A 20,518-nucleotide genomic window follows, 5' to 3' on the forward strand; every position below is an offset into this window, starting at 1 on the left:
GGGTAAGCGATGAGCAAGTCTGGTGGCGACTATATCGTTCTTCCTGTGATGAAGGCCCTGCAGGTGCTGGATTACGTGGCGCGGCAGGGGCACGACGTGACGCTGACCGAGACGGTGCAGGAACTGAAGCTGCCCAAGACCACGGTGTTCCGCTACCTGCAGACGCTGTCGGCGGCGCAGTTTCTCGAGCACGACCTGAAGCGCGACCGCTATGGCGTGGGCAGCAAGTTCCGCTCGCTGGCGCGGGTCGACCAGGAGTTGCAGGGCTTGCGCGATATCGCCCAGCCGGAGATGCGGACGCTGATGGAGACCTTCCACGAGACGGTGAACCTCGCCGTGCTGTCGGAGAACGAGGTGGTCTATATCGATATGCTGGAGCCCGGCCGGCCGTTGCGCGCCAATGCGCGGATCGGCCACCGGCATCCGGCGCATTCGACCTCGCTGGGCAAGGCGATGATGGCGTTCCTGCCCGATGCTGATGCGCTGGCGCTGCGCATCGATCTGCCGCAGCGGACCATCAACACACTGACCGATGCCGACAAGCTCAGGCGGCAGGTCGATGACGTGCGGCGGCGCGGCTACGCCATCGAAGTGGGCGAGAACGAGGACGGGCTGATGTGCATCGGCGTGCCGATCCTCGACCGGACCGGCTACCCGGTGGCGGCAATGAGCCTCTCCGCGCCGGAGCGGCGGATGAAGCCGGAACTCACCATAGTGGCGGCCGATGCGCTGAAGGGCGCCGCCAAGCGGATTTCCACACATCTGTCGGCGCAGCACTAGGGCGTTTGCGGCGCGCCCGGAGAAGCTGGTGGGCTCGACCCTTGACCAACCCACCGGCTGTCATCCCAGCGAAAGCTGGGACCCATTTCACAGCCCGTACCAGAGGAGAGTTGGATCCCAGCTTTCGCTGGGATGACATGGTAGGTGGGGTGATCGTGGTGGGTTAGCCGAGAGGTCCTTCACCCTTTCCTGCAGCCACTCCTAAGGTCGAAGTCCCGTGCCACCGTTGTTCCCCCTGACGAAACCTGGCGTTATTGACACCATTTTGGGCCGTTAATAGCGTGATGATCTACGGGTGCGCCCTGTGATCGCAATGGCTTAGCGCTCCGTTTCCGAGACTATTCTGAAGTTCTCCGCCTTTGGAGAACCGATACGACTGTCTACCGCGCCAAACCTCATTTGGCGGGACGGTATGGCGTTGCCGGAGATTGGCTTTGCGTATTGCCGTTATTCACGTCGCCCAGGAAACCAACGACTTCAATCCGGTCCTCACCACGATGGCGGACTATGAGGCGTTCGGCATCTACGAGGGTCGCGACATCGTCGAGAAGCTGCGCGGGCTCGGGCAGGTCGGCGGCTTCCTGGAGGTGATCGAGAAGTCCGGTCCCGACATCGAGATCGTGCCGATCATCCGTGCCTGGGCGGTGGCCGGCGGGCGGATCGACCGGGCCTCTTACGACTATTTCGATGACAAGATCCGCGAAGGGCTCAAGGCGGCGCTGGCCGAGGGGCCGATCGACGGGTTGGCGCTGCAGCTGCATGGGGCCTGCGCCGCCGAAGGGATCGACGATGTCGAGGGCGAACAGGCGGCGCTCTGTCGGCAAATCCTCGGGCCGGATGTGCCGATCGTCCTGGGGCTCGATCACCACGCCAACGTGACGCAGAAGATGGTCGACAGCGTCGACGCCATCGTCGGGCACCGGGCGCAGCCGCATGACACGTTCGACACCGGGGTGATCGGCACCGAGCTGCTGCTCAAGATCATCACCAACAAGCTGAAACCGACCACGGCGTGGCGGAAGATCCCGCTGGTGTCGCACCAGGAGCAGTTCCTTACCTCGAAGGGGCCGATGCAGGTCTGGTTCGACCGGGCGCGCGCCATGGAAGCCGACCCGCGTGTGCTGCAGGCGTCGAACTATCCGATGCAACCCTGGCTGGATGTGGCCGAAGGCGGCTGGGCGACCATTGTCGTCACCGACAACGACCAGGCGCTGGCCGAGAAACTGGCGGACGAACTGGCCGACCTCTGCTGGTCGCTGCGCGATGATTTCCAGGTGCGCGAGGCGGTGTCGATCGATGATGCGGTGCGCATGGCGGATGCCGAACCCAGGGGCATCGTGGTGCTGTCCGACACCGGCGACACGGTGTTCGGCGGCTCGGCCGGTGACAGCAACCTGATCCTCGAGGCGATGCTCCGGCTGAAGATCAAGAGCAAGGCGCTGGTGCCGCTGATCTCGCCGGGTGCGGCGAAGACCCTCAGCGAAGCCGGCGAGGGCGCCCAGGTGACGTTGCTGCTCGGCGGCGATGCGGCGACGGCGTTCTTCACGCCGATCGAGGTGACCGGCATCGTCCGCACCGTCGGCGGCGGCATGATCCACATCACCGACAGCCACCAGAACGAGGTCGACCTCGGCCAGGCGGTGATCTTCGATGTCGGGCCAATCACCATGATGATCACCGAGTTGCGCGGGCTCGCCGGCAACCTGCCGCAGCTCTACGAGGCGATGGGCGTGGACCCGCGCGACTACAAGATCGCAGTGCTGAAGACAGCGTCGAACTTCCAGTATTTCGCGCCGCTGACCTCGCGGGTGATCCGTGCCGATACGCGCGGCCCCGGCCAGTCGGATGTGTTCACGCTGCCATGGAAGCGGGTGCCGCGGCCGATGTACCCGCTCGATCGGGTCCCGGACTGGCGCGCCGTGTCGTCGCAGCCGGGACCACGCCGGCCAGCCTGATTTCGTTTCTGCCTGTTGCCGTCACGTCTTTGAACTCACAGGGGAGTCGCTTGCATGAAGTCCGGATTTCTTAAGCCTTTGAGACTGTTGGGGCTGGCGCTGTTCGCCGCTGTCGCCTCGATCAGCACCGCCCTCGTTGCACCAGTCACCGCCCAGGCCCAGGAGCTCAAGGGCGGTACGCTGCGTGTCGGCCTGCTCGCCGACATGACCAACTATGATCCGCAGCAGTTCTCGACGGTGAATTTCCACCTGATCAAGAACCTCTATGACAGCCTGATCGAGTACACGCCGGAAGGCGAGGCGGTGCCGAGCCTTGCCACGGAGTGGACGATCAACGCCGACAACAGCTCGGTGACGCTGAAGCTGCGCGACGACGTGACCTTCGCCTCGGGCGGCAAGTTCAGCTCAGCCGACGTGGTGGCGACACTGGAGAAGGCGGCCAACCCCGACCTTGGCAAGAACGTTTTCGGCACCATGGCGATCGTCAAGGATTGGGCAGCGCCCGATGCGACGACCATCACCATCAACTTCAAGGCGCCGGCGCCGACCAAGCAGATCACCGACCTGTTGCAGTTCATGATCCCGATCGAAGCGGCGGGGATCTCGACGGTCGAAACGGTGCCGGCCGGCACCGGGGCGTATCTGCTCGCCGATCGTGCCGTCGGGCAGAGTCTGACGATGAAGAAGAACCCCAACTACTGGCGCGAGAACGAGCCGATCCTCGACGAGATCGTCTTCACTATTTTCGCTGACGACGCGGCGGCCAGCGCGGCGCTCGAGTCGGGTTCGATCGACATGGTCTATGGCAGCACCGCGCGCAACGCCGTGCGGCTGCAGGATGCGGGCTACCAGGTGATCCGCGGGCCGGGCTCGCTGGTGCAGGTGTTCCGCATCAATGCGACACGCGCGCCTTTCACCAACGAGAAATTCCGCCAGGCCTTCAACTACGTCATGGACCGCGAAGGCATGGTGAAGGTGGCCTATGCGGGTCTCGGCACCGTCGTGGCGCTGCCCTGGGCACCGGCCTCGCCGGCGTTCGACGCGGCCTATACCGCCGAGTTCGCCTACAACATGGACAAGGCCAAGGAACTGTTCGCGGCCTCGGGCCTGTCGGCCGCCGAAATGAGCGACTGGAAGATGCTGGTGTTCGGCAATGACGAGCCGGGCGTGGTGATCAGCCAGATCGTGCAGAGCGCCCTGGCCGAAGCCGGCATCAATATCGAACTCGATGTCCGCCAGGGCGCCGAATACACCGATGCGCTGCTGGGCGGCGACTTCTGGGCCACCTTCGGGGCGGTCGGCAATGCGCAGAAGTTCCCGTCGCGCATGGCCACCAACTCGATCTACCGCACGGCCAAGAACCCGGTGCTGAAAGACCCGCATCCGTTCCCGGACTATGTGGCGGCGATCGACAAGGTGAACGCCACTTCCGGCCCGGAGGATGCGGTTAAGGCGGCCTATGCCGAGCTCAACCGCGTGCTGGTGACGGACTCGTTCGCTGTTCCGACCAACACCGTCGATACCGGGCTGATCGTTGCTTCCGACAAGCTCGGCGGCTTCACGCTCGATATCGATAACCTGCTCGTCGCCCGCACGATCGGCTTCAAGTAATGGCTGACGCAGGCGCCGCACGGCCCGACATGGACCCGAAGAGCGTTCCAGTCCTGTCGGTCAGGGATCTCAAGGTGGAGTTCACCGGTTCCGGTCGTGCGGTGCCTGTGGTGCGGGGCGTCGATTTCGATGTCTACACCAATGAAGTGCTCTGCATCGTCGGCGAAAGCGGATCGGGCAAGAGCGTCACCGCCCTCGCGGTCACCGGGCTGTTGCCCGAGACCGCGCGGGTCTCCGGCTCGATCCGGCTCGGCAAGCTCGAGGTGATCGGGGCCGAGCCGGAAACGCTGCGCCAGATGCGCGGGCGCGATGTCGGCTTCATCTTCCAGGACCCGACGACGACGCTCAATCCAGTGCTGCCGGTCGGCCGGCAGATCACCGAGGGGCAGGTGGCGCACGGGCTGCTCGCCAAGGGCGAGGCGCAGAAACGCGCCGCCGAGCTGTTGCGCGAAGTCGATATCGCCGACCCCGAAGGGCGGGTCGCTCAGTATCCGCATCAGTTCTCCGGCGGCATGCGGCAGCGGGCGGTGATCGCCATGGCGATGGCCGGACAGCCCAACCTGATCATCGCGGACGAGCCAACCACGGCGCTCGACGTTACGGTGCAGGCGCAGGTGCTGGCGGTGCTGGCGCGGCGACAGGCCGAGACCGGCGCGGCGGTGATCCTCATTACCCACGACCTGGGGGTGGTGGCGGAAGTCGCCGACCGGGTGGCGGTGATGTATGGCGGCCGGATCGTCGAGACCGGCCCGGTGGCCGAGCTGTTCCGCTCACCCCGGCACCCCTATACGCGGGCGCTGCTGCGCTCGATCCCGCGGATCGACACCACCGATGCGCGGCTCGATCCCATTCCCGGCCAACCGCCGACCCCCAGCGCGCTGCCGACCGGCTGCAGTTTCCACCCGCGCTGCGCCCTGGCGGTGGGCCGGGCCCGTTGCAGCGGCGAAGAACCATCCCTGCGTGTCGTCAACGAACTGCAGCAGGCGGCTTGCCATTATGCGGACGAGATCCCCGTTGCGAGCGTAGTTGCCACGCCGCGCGAGGCGGCCGGCGGAGCCACCCCGCCGGCCAACCCGCTGCTCGTCGTTGATGACCTCAAGGTGCATTTCCCGGTTCGATCCTCGATCCTCCGCCGTACCATCGGCTGGGTGCGGGCCGTGGATGGCGTGAGCCTCTCGGTGCGACCGGGCGAGACGGTGAGCCTCGTCGGTGAATCCGGTTGCGGCAAGACCACCACCGGGCGCGCCATCATGGGGCTGATCGGGGCGACGGGCGGCGATATCCGCTTCGAGGGTCAGTCGATCGTCGGGCTGGAGCGCGCCCAGATGCGCAAGGCCCGCCGGCAGATGCAGTACATCTTCCAGGACCCCTATGCCTCGCTCAACCCGGTGCTGACGGTCGAGGACATCGTCGCCGAGCCGCTGCGCATCCACGGCATCTATGACGAAATGGGCGGGGCGCCGCACATTGCCGAGCTGTTCGATATGGTCGGGCTGGCGCGCTCGATGCTGGGGCGCTACCCGAGCGAGTTCTCGGGCGGGCAGAAGCAGCGCATCGGTATTGCCCGGGCGCTGGCGCTCAAGCCGCGGCTGCTGATCCTCGACGAGCCGGTGGCGGCGCTTGACGTGTCGATCCAGGCGCAGGTGATCAACCTGCTGCAGGACCTGCAGCGGGAGCTGGGGCTCGGCTACCTGTTCATCGCGCATAATCTCAGCGTGGTGCGGCACATCTCGGACCGCGTGGCGGTGATGTATCTGGGCCGCATCGTCGAAGAGAGCGGACGCGACACGCTCTACGACCAGCCGATCCACCCGTACACGCAGAGCCTTCTCTCTGCTGCGCCGGTGCCCGATCCGGCGGTGCGCGACAGCCGGCGGCGCATCGTGCTGGAAGGCGAGATCCCCAACCCGGCCAAGCCGCCCAGCGGCTGCACCTTCCATCCGCGCTGCTTTCGCGCCACCGAGCGCTGCCGCAGCGAGGCGCCGGTATTCGCGGCCTACCCGGGGCTCGATACACGTACGTCGTGCCACCATGCCGGGCCATTGTCGGTGGGCGCCGAACGGCAGCTGGAGGCGGCGCGATGAAGCTCCTCCACTCGACACGATCGGTGCTGCAGCGGCTGCTGCGTAGCCCCGGTTCGGCTCTGGCGCTGCTGTTCCTCCTCGGCATCACGCTGGCAGCGATCTTCGCCGATCTCCTGCCGCTCAACCCCTATGCCCAGAAGCTGGTCAACGCGCTCAACGGGCCGTCGGCAGCCAATTGGTTCGGCACCGATGAGGTGGGGCGCGATATCATGGCGCGCGTGGTGTTCGGAGCGCGGACCTCACTGCTCACCGCGGCCGGCGCGGTGGCGATCGCGGCGGTGATCGGGGTGCCGATCGGGCTGGTCGCCGGGTTCTTCGGTGGCTGGCGCGACGCGACGCTGATGCGCTTCGTCGATGTGCTCCTGGCGCTGCCGGCCATCCTCTTCGCCATGGCGATGATCGCGGTGCTGGGGCGCAGCCAGGTGGCGGCGCTGATCGCGGTGGGGATCACCGGCATTCCGAGCTTTGCGCGCATCACCCGGGCGCAGGTGCTGTCGCTCCGGCGACGCGATTTCGTCACCGCCGTCGAGGCGTTCGGCGGCAGCTCGGCCTACAATATGTTCCGCACGATTCTGCCCAACTCATGGAGCCCGATCTTCGTTCAGATCGTCGTGCTCTGCTCGGTAGCGATCCTGCTCGAGGCGGCCTTGTCGTTCCTCGGCGTCGGTGTCGCGCCGCCCACCCCGAGCTGGGGCGAGATGCTGCGCACCGGCAAGTCCTACCTGCATGAGGCGCCGTACTATGCGGTGCTGCCGGGCATCGTGCTGACGCTGACCATCCTCAGCTTCGACACTATCGGCCGAGCGCTGGCCGGCATTCTCGAGAACCGCAGCGAGGTCGTCACGCCCGCCAAGGTCGGGGGCACACCATGATCGGCTTCGTGTTGCGGCGTTTCGGGCAGTTGCTGCCGGTGCTGCTGCTGGCCTCGATCGGTATCTGGGCGATGATCTTCGCAGTGCCGGGCGGGCCGATCGGCATGCTGGTGGGTGAGAACGCCACACCCGAGGCGATCACCGCGGCGGAGAAGCAGTTCGGTCTCGATCGGCCGGCGGTGGTGCAATATCTCGATTGGCTGTGGAATGCCCTGCAGGGCAATTTCGGCATGTCGATCCATGGCCGCGAGCCGGTGCTGCACCTGATCGGGCAGCGGTTGCCGGCCACGCTGCACCTGGCGGTGGCGGCGACCATCGTGTCGCTGCTGATCGGCATTCCCGTCGCCATCCTCAGCGCGCTGAAGCCGGGGTCGTGGATCGACCGGGTGCTGAGCGCCTGGAGCGCGCTGGCGCTGGGAGTGCCGACCTTCTGGCTGGGGATCCTGTTGATCCTCCTGTTCGCGGTGGAACTGCACTGGTTGCCTTCGGCCTCCGGTTACGTGCCGATCTGGGAAGACCCGCTGGCGGCGCTGCGCAACCTGGCGCTGCCGGCGCTGACGCTCGGGGTCTACGTGTCGGGCATCCTGGCGCGGTTCCTGCGTGCTTCGCTGGTCGGCGAATTGCGGGCCGATTACGTGCGCACGGCGCGCTCCAAGGGGCTGCCGGAGCGGCAGGTGGTCGGCACCCATATCATGCGCAATGCGCTGCTGCCGTTCGTCACCATTGTCGGGCTGATGATGGCCAACTTCATCGGCGGGGCGGTGGTGACCGAGGCGGTGTTCACCTATCCGGGGCTCGGGCGGTTGCTGATCCAGGCGATCAGCACGCGCGACTATCCGCTGATCCAGGGCTGCATCGTGGTGATCCTGGTGCTCTATATCGGCATCAACATGGCCGTCGACGTGCTCTACGCCTATATCGACCCACGGATCGAATACAGCTGATGACAGAACCGGCACCGCGCAATCCGGCGCAGCTTTTCGACCTCTCGGGCCAGGTGGCGCTGGTCACCGGCGCCTCCAGGGGACTTGGCTGGGCGGTGGCGCAGACGCTGGCTGCCGCGGGCGCCCGCGTGGTGCTGACCGGGCGGCGGGCCGAGTTGCTCGAAGAGCGGCTCGCAGAGATGCTCGGCTGGGGGTTCAGCGCCGAGATCGCGGCCTTCGATGCCGCCGACGGCGATGCGGCGGTCGAGGCGCTCAACGATATCGCGGCCCGGCATGGGCGGCTCGACATCCTCTATTCGAACACCGCCGCCGGGGTGCGAAAGCCGTTCGTCGAACTCGACGAAGCCGAGTGGCAATCGGTGATCGATGGCAGTCTCACCGCCGGATGGCGGCTGGCGCGGCATGCGGCGCCATTGATGATCAAGGCGGGTTACGGGCGGATCGTTTTCGTCTCGTCGATCAACGCCACGGTCGCCCGGCCGGGGATCAGTGCCTATGTGACGGCCAAGACCGCGCTGCATGGGCTGGTGCGTGGGCTGGCGGTGGAACTGGCGCCCAATGGCATCACCGTCAATGCCCTGGCGCCGGGCTACTTCCTCACCGATGGCAACGCGCCTTTGCGCGGCGCGGTGCCGGAGTTCCAGCAGAAGATTGCCGACCGCACGCCGATGGCGCGCTGGGGCGATCCACCCGAACTCGGTGCGGCTGCCCTCTATCTCGCCTCACGCGCCTCGGGCTACACCACCGGCAGCGTCATTACCGTCGATGGCGGACTCACCGCCGCGATCTGAAGTTTTCAAGGAAACCATCGAATGTCCGAGACCAAGATGCACCTTGTCCCGTGGGACCGGCTGCAGGCGAATACCCTAAGTGTTTTCCGCGCCGCCGGGTCGGAGCCGCGGGAAGCCCAACTGATCGCCGAGCATCTGGTGGAAGCGAACCTGCGTGGCCACGATTCTCACGGCGTCGGCGTGGTGCCGATGTATATCAACGGCGTGAAGTCCGGTGGCATGGTGATGAACCAGAGCCTCAAGGTGGCGATCGATACCGGCGCCATGCTGATCTGCGATGCGGGGCAGGGCGCCGGGCAGGTGATGGCGCATGATGCGATGGCGCTCGGCATCGCCCGCGCCAAGGACGAAGGCAGTGCCATCGTCAGCCTCCGCAACAGCCATCACATCGGGCGCATCGGCCACTGGGCCGAGCAGTGCGCGGCGGCCGGCATGGTGTCGATCCATTTCGTCAACGTGGTCGCCGGCGCCATCGTCGCGCCGTTCGGCGGCACGCAATCGCGGCTCGGCACGAACCCATTTGCCGCAGCCTTCCCGCGCGATGGCGCGCCGCCGGTGGTGGTGGATTTCGCCACCTCCAAGCTCGCTGCCGGCAAGGTGCGCGTGGCGCACAACAAGGGGGTCGAGCTGCCGCCCGGGGCGCTGCTCGACAACCAGGGCAAGCCTACCATCAACCCTGGTGCCCTGTTCGAAACCCCGCCGGGTTCGCTGACGACGTTCGGCGAGCATAAGGGCTGGGGTCTGATGCTGGCCTGCGAGCTGCTGGGTGCGGCGCTGGTCGGGGCGCCGACGCAGCATGAGAAGGCGGGAAGCGGCGCGGTGATCAACTCGATGTTCTCGGTGATCGTCTCGCCGGAGCGGCTGGGGACAGCCGGACCGTTCGCGGCCGAGATGGAAGCGGTGCTGGGCTGGGTGCTGTCGGAGAACGAGGGCGGCGGCAGTGTGAAGCTGCCGGGGATGCCCGAGCTCGAGACGAGGGCGAAGCGCCTCGCGGAGGGCGTGCCCGTAGATGCGGCGACACTTGAGCAGCTCGAGGCGTCGGCGCGCGATGTCGGGCTTAAGGGCTTCGGGGCCGTCTGATGCGCGTCTTCATCGCGGCGCTCGGCACTGAGACCAATACGTTCTCGCCGCTGCCGACCGGACGGAAGACGTTCGAGGAAACCCTGTGGGTCCGCCGCGATGCCAGCCTCAGCTCGGATAACTATTTCGTCCTGCCGCTCGTCGAGTGGCGTCGCCTCGCCGAGGCGGCGGGCGACGAGGTGATCGAAAGCCTTTCGGCCTTCGCGCAGCCGGCGGGCCGTACGGTGCAGGCGGTATGGGAGGAACTGCGAGATACGCTGCTCGGCGACCTCCGGGCCGCCGGTCAGCTCGACCTGGTGCTGCTGAACCTCCATGGCGCGATGGCGTCTGAGCAGTGCGACGACTGCGAGGGCGAACTGGTCGAGATGGTGCGCCAGGTGGTCGGGCCTGAGGTCACCGTGGGCGTCGAGTTCGACCTCCACTGCCACATCTCCGAGCGGCTGATGCGCCATGCCGACCTGCTGGTGCTCTACAAGGAGTATCCGCATACCGATGTCGCCGAGCGCGGGGCAGAGCTGTTCGAGCTGGGGCGCCGTACCGTGCTGGGCGAGATCAAGCCGGTGATGGCGCTGCGTGATCTTCGCATGCTCGATGTGTGGCGCACTTCGGATGCGCCAGTGCGCGCGCTGGTCGACTGGATGCAGGCCGCCGAGCAGCGCGACAATATCCTGTCGGTCAGCTTCGGGCACGGCTTCCCCTGGGCCGATGTGCGCGATGTCGGGGCGAAGACGCTGGTGGTGACCGATGGCGATGCGGCGCTGGCCGAGGCGGTGGCAAAGGAACTCGGCGACCGCATCTGGGCGCTGCGCGAGACCTATGCGGCAAACCTGCTCGACGTGGCCGAGACGATGGCGGCGATTGCTGGCGGCAATGGCTGCACAGTGGTCGCCGATATCTCCGACAATGCCGGCTGCGGTGCGGCAAGCGACTCGACCTTCCTGCTCGAGCCGCTGCTCGCCGCGAAAGCCGAGCGGGCACTGTTCGGGCTGCTATGGGACCCCGCGGCGGTGCGGATCTGCGAGGAAGCCGGCGAAGGCGCGACGCTGCGGCTACGGATCGGCGGCAAGGTCAGCGCCATGTCGGGCCGGCCGGTGGATGTCGAAGCCAGGGTGCTGAAGCTCATCCGCGATGCCAAGGTGAGCTATGGCGACGGCAAGATGCCGATGGGCGATGCGGTGCTGCTCGATGCCGGCGGCGTCCACATCGTCATCAACACTATCCGCACGCAGACCTTCAATCCGGACGCCTTCACCCAGTTCGGCATCGAGATTGGCGACTACCGCACGGTGGTGCTGAAATCGGCGCAGCACTTTCATGCCGGCTTCGCGCCGGTGGCCGACCGGATCATCTACGCGGTGGCCGAGGGCACTTCATCGCCGGATTTCCGGACGCTGCCGCTGCCGCATGCTGGGCGGCCGTTATGGCCGCAGGTGGCGGATCCGTGGGCGTGAGGGGGGGAGGTCGGAGGCAGGGCCCCCCTCCCCTGAGGGGAGAGGGTAGTGCAGCTAGGACCGCCAGGTCCGTAGCGGAACTTGGGTGAGGGGTTCAGCTTCTCAGCGAGCGCGTGTGGCGCCGCTTCACCCCTCAACCGGCCTTCGGCCACCTTCTCCCTGAGGGGAGAAGGGACGGGGCGGCCAGCTCCCGTGAAGATCAGCCCACCTTGTGCCCAGGCCACCCCATCAGCAGCTTTACGTCCTTCTCGGCTTCCTTGGCTTTCGCCGCGTCCTTGAACACCCGCATGACGCATTGCGGTTTCTTCCTATCGATCACGTCGTAGACCAGGTGGTAGCCGGTCTTGTCGAAGATCGGGCCGATCCAGCCGGCGCAGTGGTCGCAGTAGCGGCCCATCGGCTCGGCGTCGTTGTCCATGACCTTGGAAAGGCTGGGGCAGACATTCATCCGCAATTCGAGGCGATCCTCGTTGCGGTCGATGTCCATGTCGCAGTTTTCTTCGATCTTGATGTGGGTCCAGTACTCCTCCATGCCCGCGAGACCCTTGGTCTGGATCAGTTCGAGGATGTGCTTTTCCTGGTTCTTCGAGATGGCGAGGAAATAGGCTTCGAGCACCTCTTCGCCCTGCGCCTCGAGGAACTTGAACACCTCGTTGTAGAAGCGGGTGTAGTGATCGGACGGGATCATGCGCGCCTCCTGATGATCTGCCGGCAGGCGCCGGGGCCGGTGATTTCGGTGTCGATGGCGAAGGGCGAGCCCTCGGCCATGCCCTCATTGGTACGGCTGGTCTGATCGCAGAAATGCGCCGAGGGGGTGCCGACGAGCTTGGCGACGTGGTGCCAGGCGGTGCAGTGGCGGACGGTGAGGACGATCTCGTCGTCGCCGACCGCGATATCGTAGTCGCAGTTCTCGCGATCGAAGAAGTGCTGCCAGTGGCGCACCAGTTGCCCGGTATCGCCGGCCACCAGATCCTCATGGATCGAGCGATAGACGTCCTTGCCGACCTTGCGGAAAATATCGTCCATCGCGGCAAGGCCGAACTTGCCGATGATGAACTCGATGGTGGTGTCGGTGGCGCCATGGAAATCGAGGTGCACTTCGCCGGTCTCGGCGTAGCGGAGTTTTTCACTCATGCTTGGGGCTCCCAGGACATCTGGTTGGCGAGGATGCCGCCATCGACATAGAGCATCTGTCCGGTGATGTAGCGGGCGGCGGGAGAGGCGAGGAAGACGGCGGCGCCGCCGATATCGTCGGGCATGCCGACGCGACCGAGCGGGATCTGCCGTTCGAGCGCCGGGCGCACGCCCGGCGCCGCCAGCCCCTTCGCGGACAGAGGCGTCTCGATGATCCCCGGCCCGATGCCGTTGACGCGGATGCCGCGTTCGGCGAGCGTGACCGCAAGGTTGCGGACCAGCATCAGCACCGCGCCCTTCGAGGTGTCGTAGATGACGCTGTTCTTTTCGGCCGCCAGTGAGTTGGTCGAGCCGGTGCAGATGATGCTCGGGTTCTCCTGACCCGGCGCCAGACCTTTGACGAAGGCCTGCGCGGCGAACAGGTAGCCTTTCACGTTGAGGTTGAAGGTCCGGTCGAACGCCGCCTCGGTGAGGTCGTCGAAATTGGTGTCGAGGTAGGTGCCGGCGTTGTTGACCAGCGTATCGAGCCGACCGAGTTTCGCGCGCGCCGCCGCGACGAAGCCCTGCGCACCAGCCACCGTCGAGAGATCGGCCTGGACGAAGTGGCATTCGGTCAGCTTGCCGAGCCGCGCGGCTGCCCCGCTCTCGTCAGCGAGGTGCGAGTTGATCACCAGCCGCGCGCCGGTATGGGCAAAGGCCTCGGCGATGGCATAGCCGATGCCGGTGGTAGAACCTGTTATGGCGACGCACTGGCTCATGCGAGTGCGTTCCCGGCGAGACCCGCTTCGACGCTGAGCACAGCGCCGACGAGCGCCTGTGTCGCCTCGGCCTGTGGGGTGCGGAACAGGTCGAGCGGCTTGCCCACTTCGACGATCTTGCCAGACGACATCACATAGACCTTGCTGGTTGTGTAGGCGACGACGGACAGGTCGTGGGCGATGAAGACGAGGCTGAGGCCGAGGTCGCGCACCAGGTCCTTGAGCAGGTTCAGCACCTGGGCCTGGATCGACACATCGAGGGCGGAGACCGGCTCGTCGGCGATCAGCACTTTCGGGCCGGGCATCAGGGCGCGGGCAATGGCGATGCGCTGCAGCTGGCCGCCGGAGAACTCATGCGGGAAGCGCTCGAGCGCATTCTTGTCGAGCCCGACCTGGTCGAGCACTTCAAGCACGCGGGCGCCGTGGTCGCCTTCGATCCTCAAACTGCGCAGCGGCTCGAGCAGCGAGGTGCCGACACGCATGCGCGGATCGAGCGAGGAGCGCGGGTTCTGCAGCACCACCTGCACCGAGCGGCGGAACAGTTTTCGGTGCGCTTCACCACCGGTCCAGACGTCGACGCCGTCATAGAGCACCTGGCCTTCGCCCGGGCGTTCGACGCCGGTGAGCATGCGGGTAAGGGTAGTCTTGCCCGAACCGGATTCGCCGACGAGGCCAACCGCTTCGCCGGGGCGGACGGAGAAATCGATGCTGTCGAGCACCTTCAGCTTCGGCCGCGGCGCGAACAGTTTCTGCCGGTTGAGGTTGTAGACCTGGCTCAGCTGCCTCACCTCGAGCAGTGGGCGCGCGTCGGCGGGGAATGGGGTCACGGCACTCATTGCGCGGCCACCTCGCCGGCGAGGCGGATCGGGTGCCAGCAGGCGGCGCTGACCCCGTCGCTGCCCAGTTCCGGCATGGCTTCGCGGCACTTGTCGGTGGCGGCAGGGCATCGCGGGTTGAAGGCGCAGCCGGTGGGCAGGCTGTGCAGCGGCGGCACCATGCCGGGGATCGAGACGAGGCGCGACGAGCCGTCGAGCGCGATATTGTCCATGGTCGGCTGGCTGTCGAGCAGGCCGCGCGTGTAGTGGTGCCTGGGGTTGCGGAACACCTCCTGCACCGGGCCGATCTCGACGATGCGGCCGGCATACATCACGGCGACGGTGTCGCACATGGCGGCGATGATCGGCAGGTCGTGGGTGATCATCAGCAGCGCCGAGCCGCGGTCGCGGACGGCGCCATTGAGCAGGCGCAGCACCTGCTTCTGCACGGTGACATCGAGCGCGGTGGTCGGCTCGTCGGCGATGATCAGCTGCGGGTAACAGGCGAGCGCCATGGCGATCATGATGCGCTGGCGCTGCCCGCCGGAGATCTCGTGCGGATAGGCGCGCACCAGTTGCTCGGGGCGCGGCAGGTTCATCTGCTTGATCAGTTCGATGGTCTGCGCTTCGGCGATCTTCCTGTCGACGCCGGTATGGCGGCGGATCACCGAGCTGATCTGGTCGCCGACCCGGCGGACCGGATTGAGTGAGCTCAGCGGATCCTGGAACACCATCGAGAGGGTGCGGCCGCGGCGGCTCGACAGCGCCTTGTCGGACTGGCTGACGAGGTTGACGCCGTCATGGAGGATGCTGCCGTGGGTGCTCCAGCCCATGGGGAGCAGGCCCATCAGCGCCAGCGCGGTCATCGACTTGCCGGAACCGGATTCCCCGACCAGCCCCATACGGCCGCCCTGCGGAATGGTGAAGGAGACGCCGCGCACGGCGGTGACGTCGCCATTGGTGACCTCGAGGTTTTTGACTTCGATGGCGTGCGGTTTGGCCGAGGTCATCAGCTCCTCCGCTTCAGCTTGGGATCGAGCACGTCGCGCAACCCGTCACCGAGGAGGTTCAGGCCGAGCACGACGATGACGATGGCAAGGCCCGGCCACATGGCGAGCGGCGAGGAAATGCCGACGGTCTGCTGCGCTTCGTTGAGCATCATGCCCCACGAGATCGAGGGCCGGGTGACGCCGACGCCGAGATAGGAAAGGCCCGCCTCGGTGAGAATGCCGGCGGCAAAATAGAGGGTGAACTGGACGATCATTACACCGGCGATATTGGGGATGACGTGGCGCGCCAGGATGAACAGCTTGCCGCGGCCATAGAGCTTGGCGGAGGTGATGAAATCCTCCTGCAGCACGCTCATCGCGGCGGAGCGGATGACGCGGGTGAAGGAGGGGGTGAAGAAAGCGGTGAGCGCGAAGATGGTGGTGAGCGCGCCCGAGCCCATGGTGGCGGCGAGCACCAGCGCGGTCACCATGCCGGGGATCGACAGCATGATATCGGCGCCGCGCGAGATGGTCTCGTCGGCGATCTTGCCATAGGCGGCGGCGACCAGCCCGGCGATGGTGCCGAGGATCAGGCTGATGGTGGCGCCGCCGGCGCCGACGAGGATCGAGGTGCGCGCTCCTACCATCAGCTGGGCGATGATATCGCGGCCGAGCCCGTCGGTGCCGAGCCAGTGATCGACGGTGCCCGGCGGCAGCATGCGGTTCTTGATGTTGGGGATGTTGGGGTTCGAGGGCAGCCAGAAGAACGAGACGATGGCGATGACCAGAAAGCCGATGGTCAGCACCACGCCGACGACCAGCGAGGCATTGAGCTCGAGGCGGCGCCGGCGGCGCGGGGCGACTGCGGGGGCGGTGGTGGTGTTCATGCTGCTGCCTCCCCTCTCACGCCGCGTTCCGAACGCGTGGATCGAGCACGCCGTAGAGCAGGTCGACGACGAAGTTGACGAAGATAACGAAGATGATGATCAGCATGACGGTCGACTGCACGACGATCACCTCGCGCGCCGCGACGTTGGCGAGGATCATGCGGCTCAGGCCCGGCAGCGAGAACACCATCTCGATGATCACGGTGCCGCCGATCAGCTCGGCGATCTGCAGCCCGACAATGGTGACGATGGGGAGCGCCGCGTTGCGGAGGCCGACGCTGAGCAGCGCCTGGGTGCGGGTCATGCCGACGGCACGGGCAGTGCGCACATAATCCTGGTTCATGACGTCGAGCACGGCAGAGCGGACATAGCGGATCAGCACGGCGGCCATGATCAGGCCGAGCGACAGCACCGGCAGCACCAGCGAGCGGATGGCGCCGATCGGGCTTTCGCGCCAGTCGATCCAGCCACCGGTGGGCAGCCAGCCGAGCTTTACGCCGAACAGCACCGAAAGCAGGATGCCGGCCCAGAACACCGGCACGGCGATGCCGATCTGGCTGATCAGCGCCAGCACGGCGCCCGAGGGCTTGCCGACATTGCGCGCCGCGTAGGTGCCGACCGGAATGGCGATGATGAGGCCGAGCAGCAGGCCGGAGAGCGCCAACGGCACGGAGACGGAAAGCCGCGCGGTGACCAGCTCGGCAACGCTTTCCTTGGTGCGGAAGGATTGGCCGAGATCGCCCTGCAGCATGTTGGTGATCCAGTTGAAATACTGGACCGGCAGCGGCCGATCGAGGCCATAGGCATGCGCCAGGGCGTTGATCGCCTCGGCGGTGGCATCCTTGCCGAGGACGATGGCGGCGACGTTGCCGCCGGCGGCGCGAATGAGAATGAAGATGGCCAGCGAGGCAACGAAGACGGCGCCCAGAAAAAACGCAAGTTTGCGTAGCGCGTAGATTGCCATTCAGCTCAACCCTTGACGAAGCGGCCTGTTCGGGGCCGCAGAAACCTGGTGCGAGCCGCCGGCACGGGCCGGCGGCTCGCGGATTGGATCAGGCTACACTTACCAGTGCAGCTTGCCGATCTCGATTGCGACGAGGACGCGCGGCTCGAGGAAGCCCTTGAGCTCGCCGTCGAACAGGCCGACGCCCTTCTTGGCGATCAGCGGCACGATGACGGCGTCCTTGCGGAGGATGTCCGCGGCCTCTTTCATCTTGGCGAGGTAGTCCTCGTCCGAGGTCGCCTTGTCGGCATCGCTCAGTGCCTGGGTGTATTCGGCGCTGCAATAGGTGCTCCAGCCGGCCTTGTCCGGGGTGGGGCAGGCCCACTGGGTCGGCTCGGCGTCGCCCGACATCACGGTGATATCGAACTGCGGCGGACGGCCCTGGAAGATCAGCTGGCTGTAGCGCGCGAGGTCAATGGCGTTGCGGGTCACGTTGAAGCCGGCGCCCTGCATCGCCGGGATCATGATGTCGGCCGGCAGCGACAGGTCAGGCACGTCGCTCAGCGAAGCATATTCGAGCGGGGTCGAGGCGAACTCCGGAGCCTTGGCCATCGCGCCCTCATAGTCGAACGGGTAGGGGCAGGTTTCGGGGCTTTCCGGCGAGTACCAGGGCTGGTTGGGCAGCGCGAAGGTACAGGTGTTCTCGGCACCCCAGGCGGCGCCGAAGGCGTCGTTGTAGGACTGGCGATCGAGCGTCGCGGCAAGCGCCTGGCGCAAAGCCGGGTCGAGCTTCTGGTTGAACACGGCGTAGGTCGGCTCGCCGATCTGCGGGTAGGTGACGAGCGTGAACTTCTTGTCGAGCTCACGCTTGGTCAGCTGTTCCCACAGGTCAATGGTGATCACCGGAACCGCGTCGACTTCACCGGCTTCCAGCGCATTGAGGCCGGCAGTGCCGTCGGTCACGATGCGCACGGTGGCGGCGGTGATCGTTGGCTTGGTGCCCCAGTAGTTCGGGTTGGCTTCAAACTCGAAGGTCGAGTTGGTGGTGTAGGACTTCAGCACGTAGGGGCCGGTGCCGATCGGGTTGGTGGCGATGCTTCCGGCGGCGTGCTCGGGCTGGATCAGCCCGGCGACCGAGCCCATGCCGCGCCAGAAGTTCTGGCTCGGCTGCGACAGCGTCACCTTGACGGTCTGGTCATCGACCTTCTCGATGGCGGTGACGGCATTGTAGGCCGACGAGTTGTTGACGACCGGCGAGGCCTTCATGGTGTTGAGCGAGTAGATCACGTCCTCGACGGTCACCGGGGTGCCATCGGAGAAGTTGGTCTTCCGGATCTTGAACTCGTAGGTCAGCTTGTCGTCGGAAATGGTCCAGGACTCGGCGACGCCGGGCTCAACCGAGCCGTCCTTGTTGAAATAGATCAGCGGCTCGACGACGTTGGCCGGAATCCACAGGCGCAGCGCGGTGAGGCCGCTGGTGACGTAATCGAGCGTGCCCGGATCCTGGCGGGCGATCAGCACCACCTTGTTCTCGGCGGCGCGCGGCGAGGCGGCCATGGCTTCGGCGCCGCCAAAGGCTGCCAGCATGATCGCAGCCGCGGCGATGGCGCCGAGGCGCTGGCCGAACTTTCCCTTAGACTGCATGTTGAATCGTCCCTTCCGATTGTCCCTGAAAATCTGTGCGTGGCGCGGCGCCTCCACATCTGACCCCCTGTGCCGTCGGCAGTGCACCGCGCCTGTGCTGCCGTCGTATTCCATAATGTGGAATGCAAACTCTTTTTGCATGCCGATAGTCTGCATAGGATATGTGCGTATGGCAAGTAGCTTCCCGTTTCAGCGGCAAAGCGCGCAGCAATTTGATGTTCGGTCGCTGAGTTGCGTTCCGCTATATGGAACGTTGTTTGCGCAGTAGCATGATTTTCTCGCTGGCGATGGCTGGGTGATCGAGCGGGAATCGGTGTAATCGCCCCGAACACGATGTCATCCCGGCACAGGCCCTTATGCGCGTGGTCGTGCCCACCCACCGGTGTCATCCCAGCGAAAGCTGGGACCCATCCATCCACTTGCGCGGGCTGTGAGTTGGGTCCCAGCTTTGGCTGGGATGACATCGAGTTTGGGGTGCTTGCAGAGCGTTGGTTCGCGTACCGGCGCTACCCATTGCGTCCCAAGGTAGCGTGCATCAGAGCAGCAGGGTGGTTCGGTGGCGGTCTACCGGAAACTGATCTAGCTTCTGCGCCGCCTCGAGGAGAAATTTGACGTGAAGATCGGAATTGTCGGGCTTGGCGCCCGGGTAGGGTACCTGGCGCGGATCGCGGTGCAGCAGGTGCCGGGCGCGAGGTTGGTTGGCTATGTCGATCCGACGCCCTATGGGATGCCGGAACTGACCGGGGCAGGGATCGATGCGGGGCCCGCCTATGAAACGCCGGAGGCGCTGCTCAAGGCCGAAAAGCTCAACCTCTTGATGGTCGGCTCGCCCAACCACATGCATCTCGATCACATTCGGATCGGGCTCGAGGCGGGCCTGAAGGTGTTCACCGAAAAGCCGGTGGTGACCACCGAGGCGGATACCTATGCGCTGCTCGAGCTGTTGAAGCAGAGCGGCGGCGCCGACAGCGTGATGATCGGCCTGGTGCTGCGCTATGCGCCGCTCTATCGCGACCTCGTCGCGAGCTATCGTTCGGGCGCGCTCGGCAAGATCACCTCGATCGAGGCCAGCGAGCACATCGCGCCCTACCATGGGGCGTTCTTCATGCGCGACTGGCGGCGGCGCAGCGGCTATTCGGGCGGCTTCATCCTCGAAAAGTGCTGCCACGATATCGACCTCTACCAGGGGCTGGTCGGCAATCGGCCGGTGCGGGTGGCGAGCTTCGGCGGGCGCAAGACCTTCGTGCCCGAGAACATGCCGACCAAGGCCGGGATCAACGATCTCGACGTGTATTTCCGCAAACCCGGTGGCTGGGAGAGCAATAGCCGGGTGTGGGACGGCGATGGCGACATCATCGACTACCAGACGGCGCTGGTGGAATATTCCGGCGGCGAGAACCTCTGCTTTCACACCAACCTGAATGTGCCCGACGAGTACCGGCATTTCACCGTCATCGGCACGCATGGCATGGCCGAGGGCGATTTCGTGCGCAACTTCTACCGCATGCACGATGCGCGGACCGGCGAACGGATGGTCGACAAGCGCTATGAGACCAAGGGCACCTCGGTACATTACGGCGCCGACGAGCAGATGGTGGCCGATATCTTCGCCCACCTGACCGATGGCGCGTCGCTTCCGGTGTCGATCGTCGACGGGCTGGTGGCGGGGATGACAGCGATCAAGATCGATGAGGCGCGGGCCAGCCGGCAGGTGATTGAGCTCACCGAGACCTGGCGGCAGTTCGACAGCTACGGGCTCAGCTGACGGATTCTCCGTTGG

Annotated in this window: 18 protein-coding genes; 10 read left to right on the forward strand and 8 right to left on the reverse strand. The window is 65.8% G+C overall.

Annotated elements, in window-relative coordinates; all coding sequences use genetic code 11:
- Positions 1-9: 9 nt before the first annotated feature.
- The 9 genes from ASC68_RS18940 to ASC68_RS18980 all read left to right on the forward strand — a co-directional run bounded on the left by ASC68_RS18940 (position 10) and on the right by ASC68_RS18980 (position 11,568).
- Positions 10-780 (forward strand): IclR family transcriptional regulator, encoded by a 771-nt coding sequence (locus ASC68_RS18940; protein WP_055882771.1) that lies wholly within the window; start codon positions 10-12, stop codon positions 778-780.
- Between the two features lie 434 nt (positions 781-1,214).
- A complete protein-coding gene (locus tag ASC68_RS18945; RefSeq protein WP_055882773.1) occupies positions 1,215-2,735 on the forward strand; it encodes a M81 family metallopeptidase in 1,521 nt (506 codons plus the stop codon).
- Positions 2,736-2,789: 54 nt separating this feature from the next.
- Positions 2,790-4,346: an ABC transporter substrate-binding protein gene (locus tag ASC68_RS18950; protein WP_055882776.1), complete on the forward strand. Its 1,557-nt coding sequence runs from the start codon at positions 2,790-2,792 to the stop codon at positions 4,344-4,346.
- On the forward strand, positions 4,346-6,430 hold the full coding sequence (locus ASC68_RS18955; protein ID WP_082528293.1) for an ABC transporter ATP-binding protein: 2,085 nt from the start codon (positions 4,346-4,348) through the stop codon (positions 6,428-6,430). Before ASC68_RS18950 ends, ASC68_RS18955 begins: the two co-directional genes overlap by 1 nt.
- Positions 6,427-7,302 (forward strand): ABC transporter permease, encoded by an 876-nt coding sequence (locus tag ASC68_RS18960; protein WP_055882780.1) that lies wholly within the window; start codon positions 6,427-6,429, stop codon positions 7,300-7,302. Before ASC68_RS18955 ends, ASC68_RS18960 begins: the two co-directional genes overlap by 4 nt.
- Entirely contained in the window at positions 7,299-8,246 is a 948-nt protein-coding gene (locus tag ASC68_RS18965) for an ABC transporter permease (protein ID WP_055882781.1), read from the forward strand. The genes ASC68_RS18960 and ASC68_RS18965 overlap by 4 nt, the downstream gene beginning before the upstream one ends.
- On the forward strand, positions 8,246-9,037 hold the full coding sequence (locus ASC68_RS18970) for an SDR family oxidoreductase (RefSeq protein WP_055882783.1): 792 nt from the start codon (positions 8,246-8,248) through the stop codon (positions 9,035-9,037). Before ASC68_RS18965 ends, ASC68_RS18970 begins: the two co-directional genes overlap by 1 nt.
- Positions 9,038-9,058: 21 nt before the next feature.
- Positions 9,059-10,117 carry a malate/lactate/ureidoglycolate dehydrogenase gene (locus ASC68_RS18975; protein ID WP_082528294.1) on the forward strand — a complete coding sequence of 353 codons (1,059 nt, stop codon included), beginning with the start codon at positions 9,059-9,061 and terminating at the stop codon, positions 10,115-10,117.
- Positions 10,117-11,568, forward strand: coding sequence for a M81 family metallopeptidase (locus ASC68_RS18980; protein WP_055882785.1), 1,452 nt, complete (start codon positions 10,117-10,119; stop codon positions 11,566-11,568). Before ASC68_RS18975 ends, ASC68_RS18980 begins: the two co-directional genes overlap by 1 nt.
- 199 nt (positions 11,569-11,767) lie before the next feature.
- Here ASC68_RS18980 and ASC68_RS18985 read toward each other — a convergent pair whose 3' ends face one another.
- The 8 genes from ASC68_RS18985 to ASC68_RS19020 form a co-directional block, all read right to left on the reverse strand.
- The gene (locus tag ASC68_RS18985; protein WP_055882787.1) at positions 11,768-12,256 is read right to left on the reverse strand and encodes a hypothetical protein; all 489 of its coding nucleotides are present in this window, start codon (positions 12,254-12,256) and stop codon (positions 11,768-11,770) included.
- Complete coding sequence (locus tag ASC68_RS18990) at positions 12,253-12,702, reverse strand: hypothetical protein (RefSeq protein WP_055882789.1); 450 nt, start codon at positions 12,700-12,702, stop codon at positions 12,253-12,255. The genes ASC68_RS18985 and ASC68_RS18990 overlap by 4 nt, the downstream gene beginning before the upstream one ends.
- On the reverse strand, positions 12,699-13,460 hold the full coding sequence (locus tag ASC68_RS18995) for an SDR family oxidoreductase (RefSeq protein ID WP_055882791.1): 762 nt from the start codon (positions 13,458-13,460) through the stop codon (positions 12,699-12,701). The genes ASC68_RS18990 and ASC68_RS18995 overlap by 4 nt, the downstream gene beginning before the upstream one ends.
- Complete coding sequence (locus ASC68_RS19000; protein ID WP_055882793.1) at positions 13,457-14,296, reverse strand: ATP-binding cassette domain-containing protein; 840 nt, start codon at positions 14,294-14,296, stop codon at positions 13,457-13,459. Before ASC68_RS19000 ends, ASC68_RS18995 begins: the two co-directional genes overlap by 4 nt.
- Positions 14,293-15,285 (reverse strand): ABC transporter ATP-binding protein, encoded by a 993-nt coding sequence (locus tag ASC68_RS19005; RefSeq protein ID WP_055882795.1) that lies wholly within the window; start codon positions 15,283-15,285, stop codon positions 14,293-14,295. Before ASC68_RS19005 ends, ASC68_RS19000 begins: the two co-directional genes overlap by 4 nt.
- Positions 15,285-16,151: an ABC transporter permease gene (locus tag ASC68_RS19010; protein WP_055882796.1), complete on the reverse strand. Its 867-nt coding sequence runs from the start codon at positions 16,149-16,151 to the stop codon at positions 15,285-15,287. The genes ASC68_RS19005 and ASC68_RS19010 overlap by 1 nt, the downstream gene beginning before the upstream one ends.
- A 16-nt stretch (positions 16,152-16,167) precedes the next feature.
- Entirely contained in the window at positions 16,168-17,115 is a 948-nt protein-coding gene (locus ASC68_RS19015) for an ABC transporter permease (RefSeq protein ID WP_055882798.1), read from the reverse strand.
- 99 nt (positions 17,116-17,214) lie between these two features.
- Complete coding sequence (locus ASC68_RS19020) at positions 17,215-18,738, reverse strand: ABC transporter substrate-binding protein (protein WP_055882800.1); 1,524 nt, start codon at positions 18,736-18,738, stop codon at positions 17,215-17,217.
- Positions 18,739-19,351: 613 nt separating this feature from the next.
- On the opposite strand from ASC68_RS19020, the gene ASC68_RS19025 reads away from it, so the two are divergent.
- Positions 19,352-20,503 (forward strand): Gfo/Idh/MocA family oxidoreductase, encoded by a 1,152-nt coding sequence (locus tag ASC68_RS19025; RefSeq protein WP_055882802.1) that lies wholly within the window; start codon positions 19,352-19,354, stop codon positions 20,501-20,503.
- Positions 20,504-20,518 lie beyond the last annotated feature (15 nt).

It is taken from the genome of Devosia sp. Root105, from assembly GCF_001424865.1.
Lineage (GTDB): Bacteria > Pseudomonadota > Alphaproteobacteria > Rhizobiales > Devosiaceae > Devosia_A.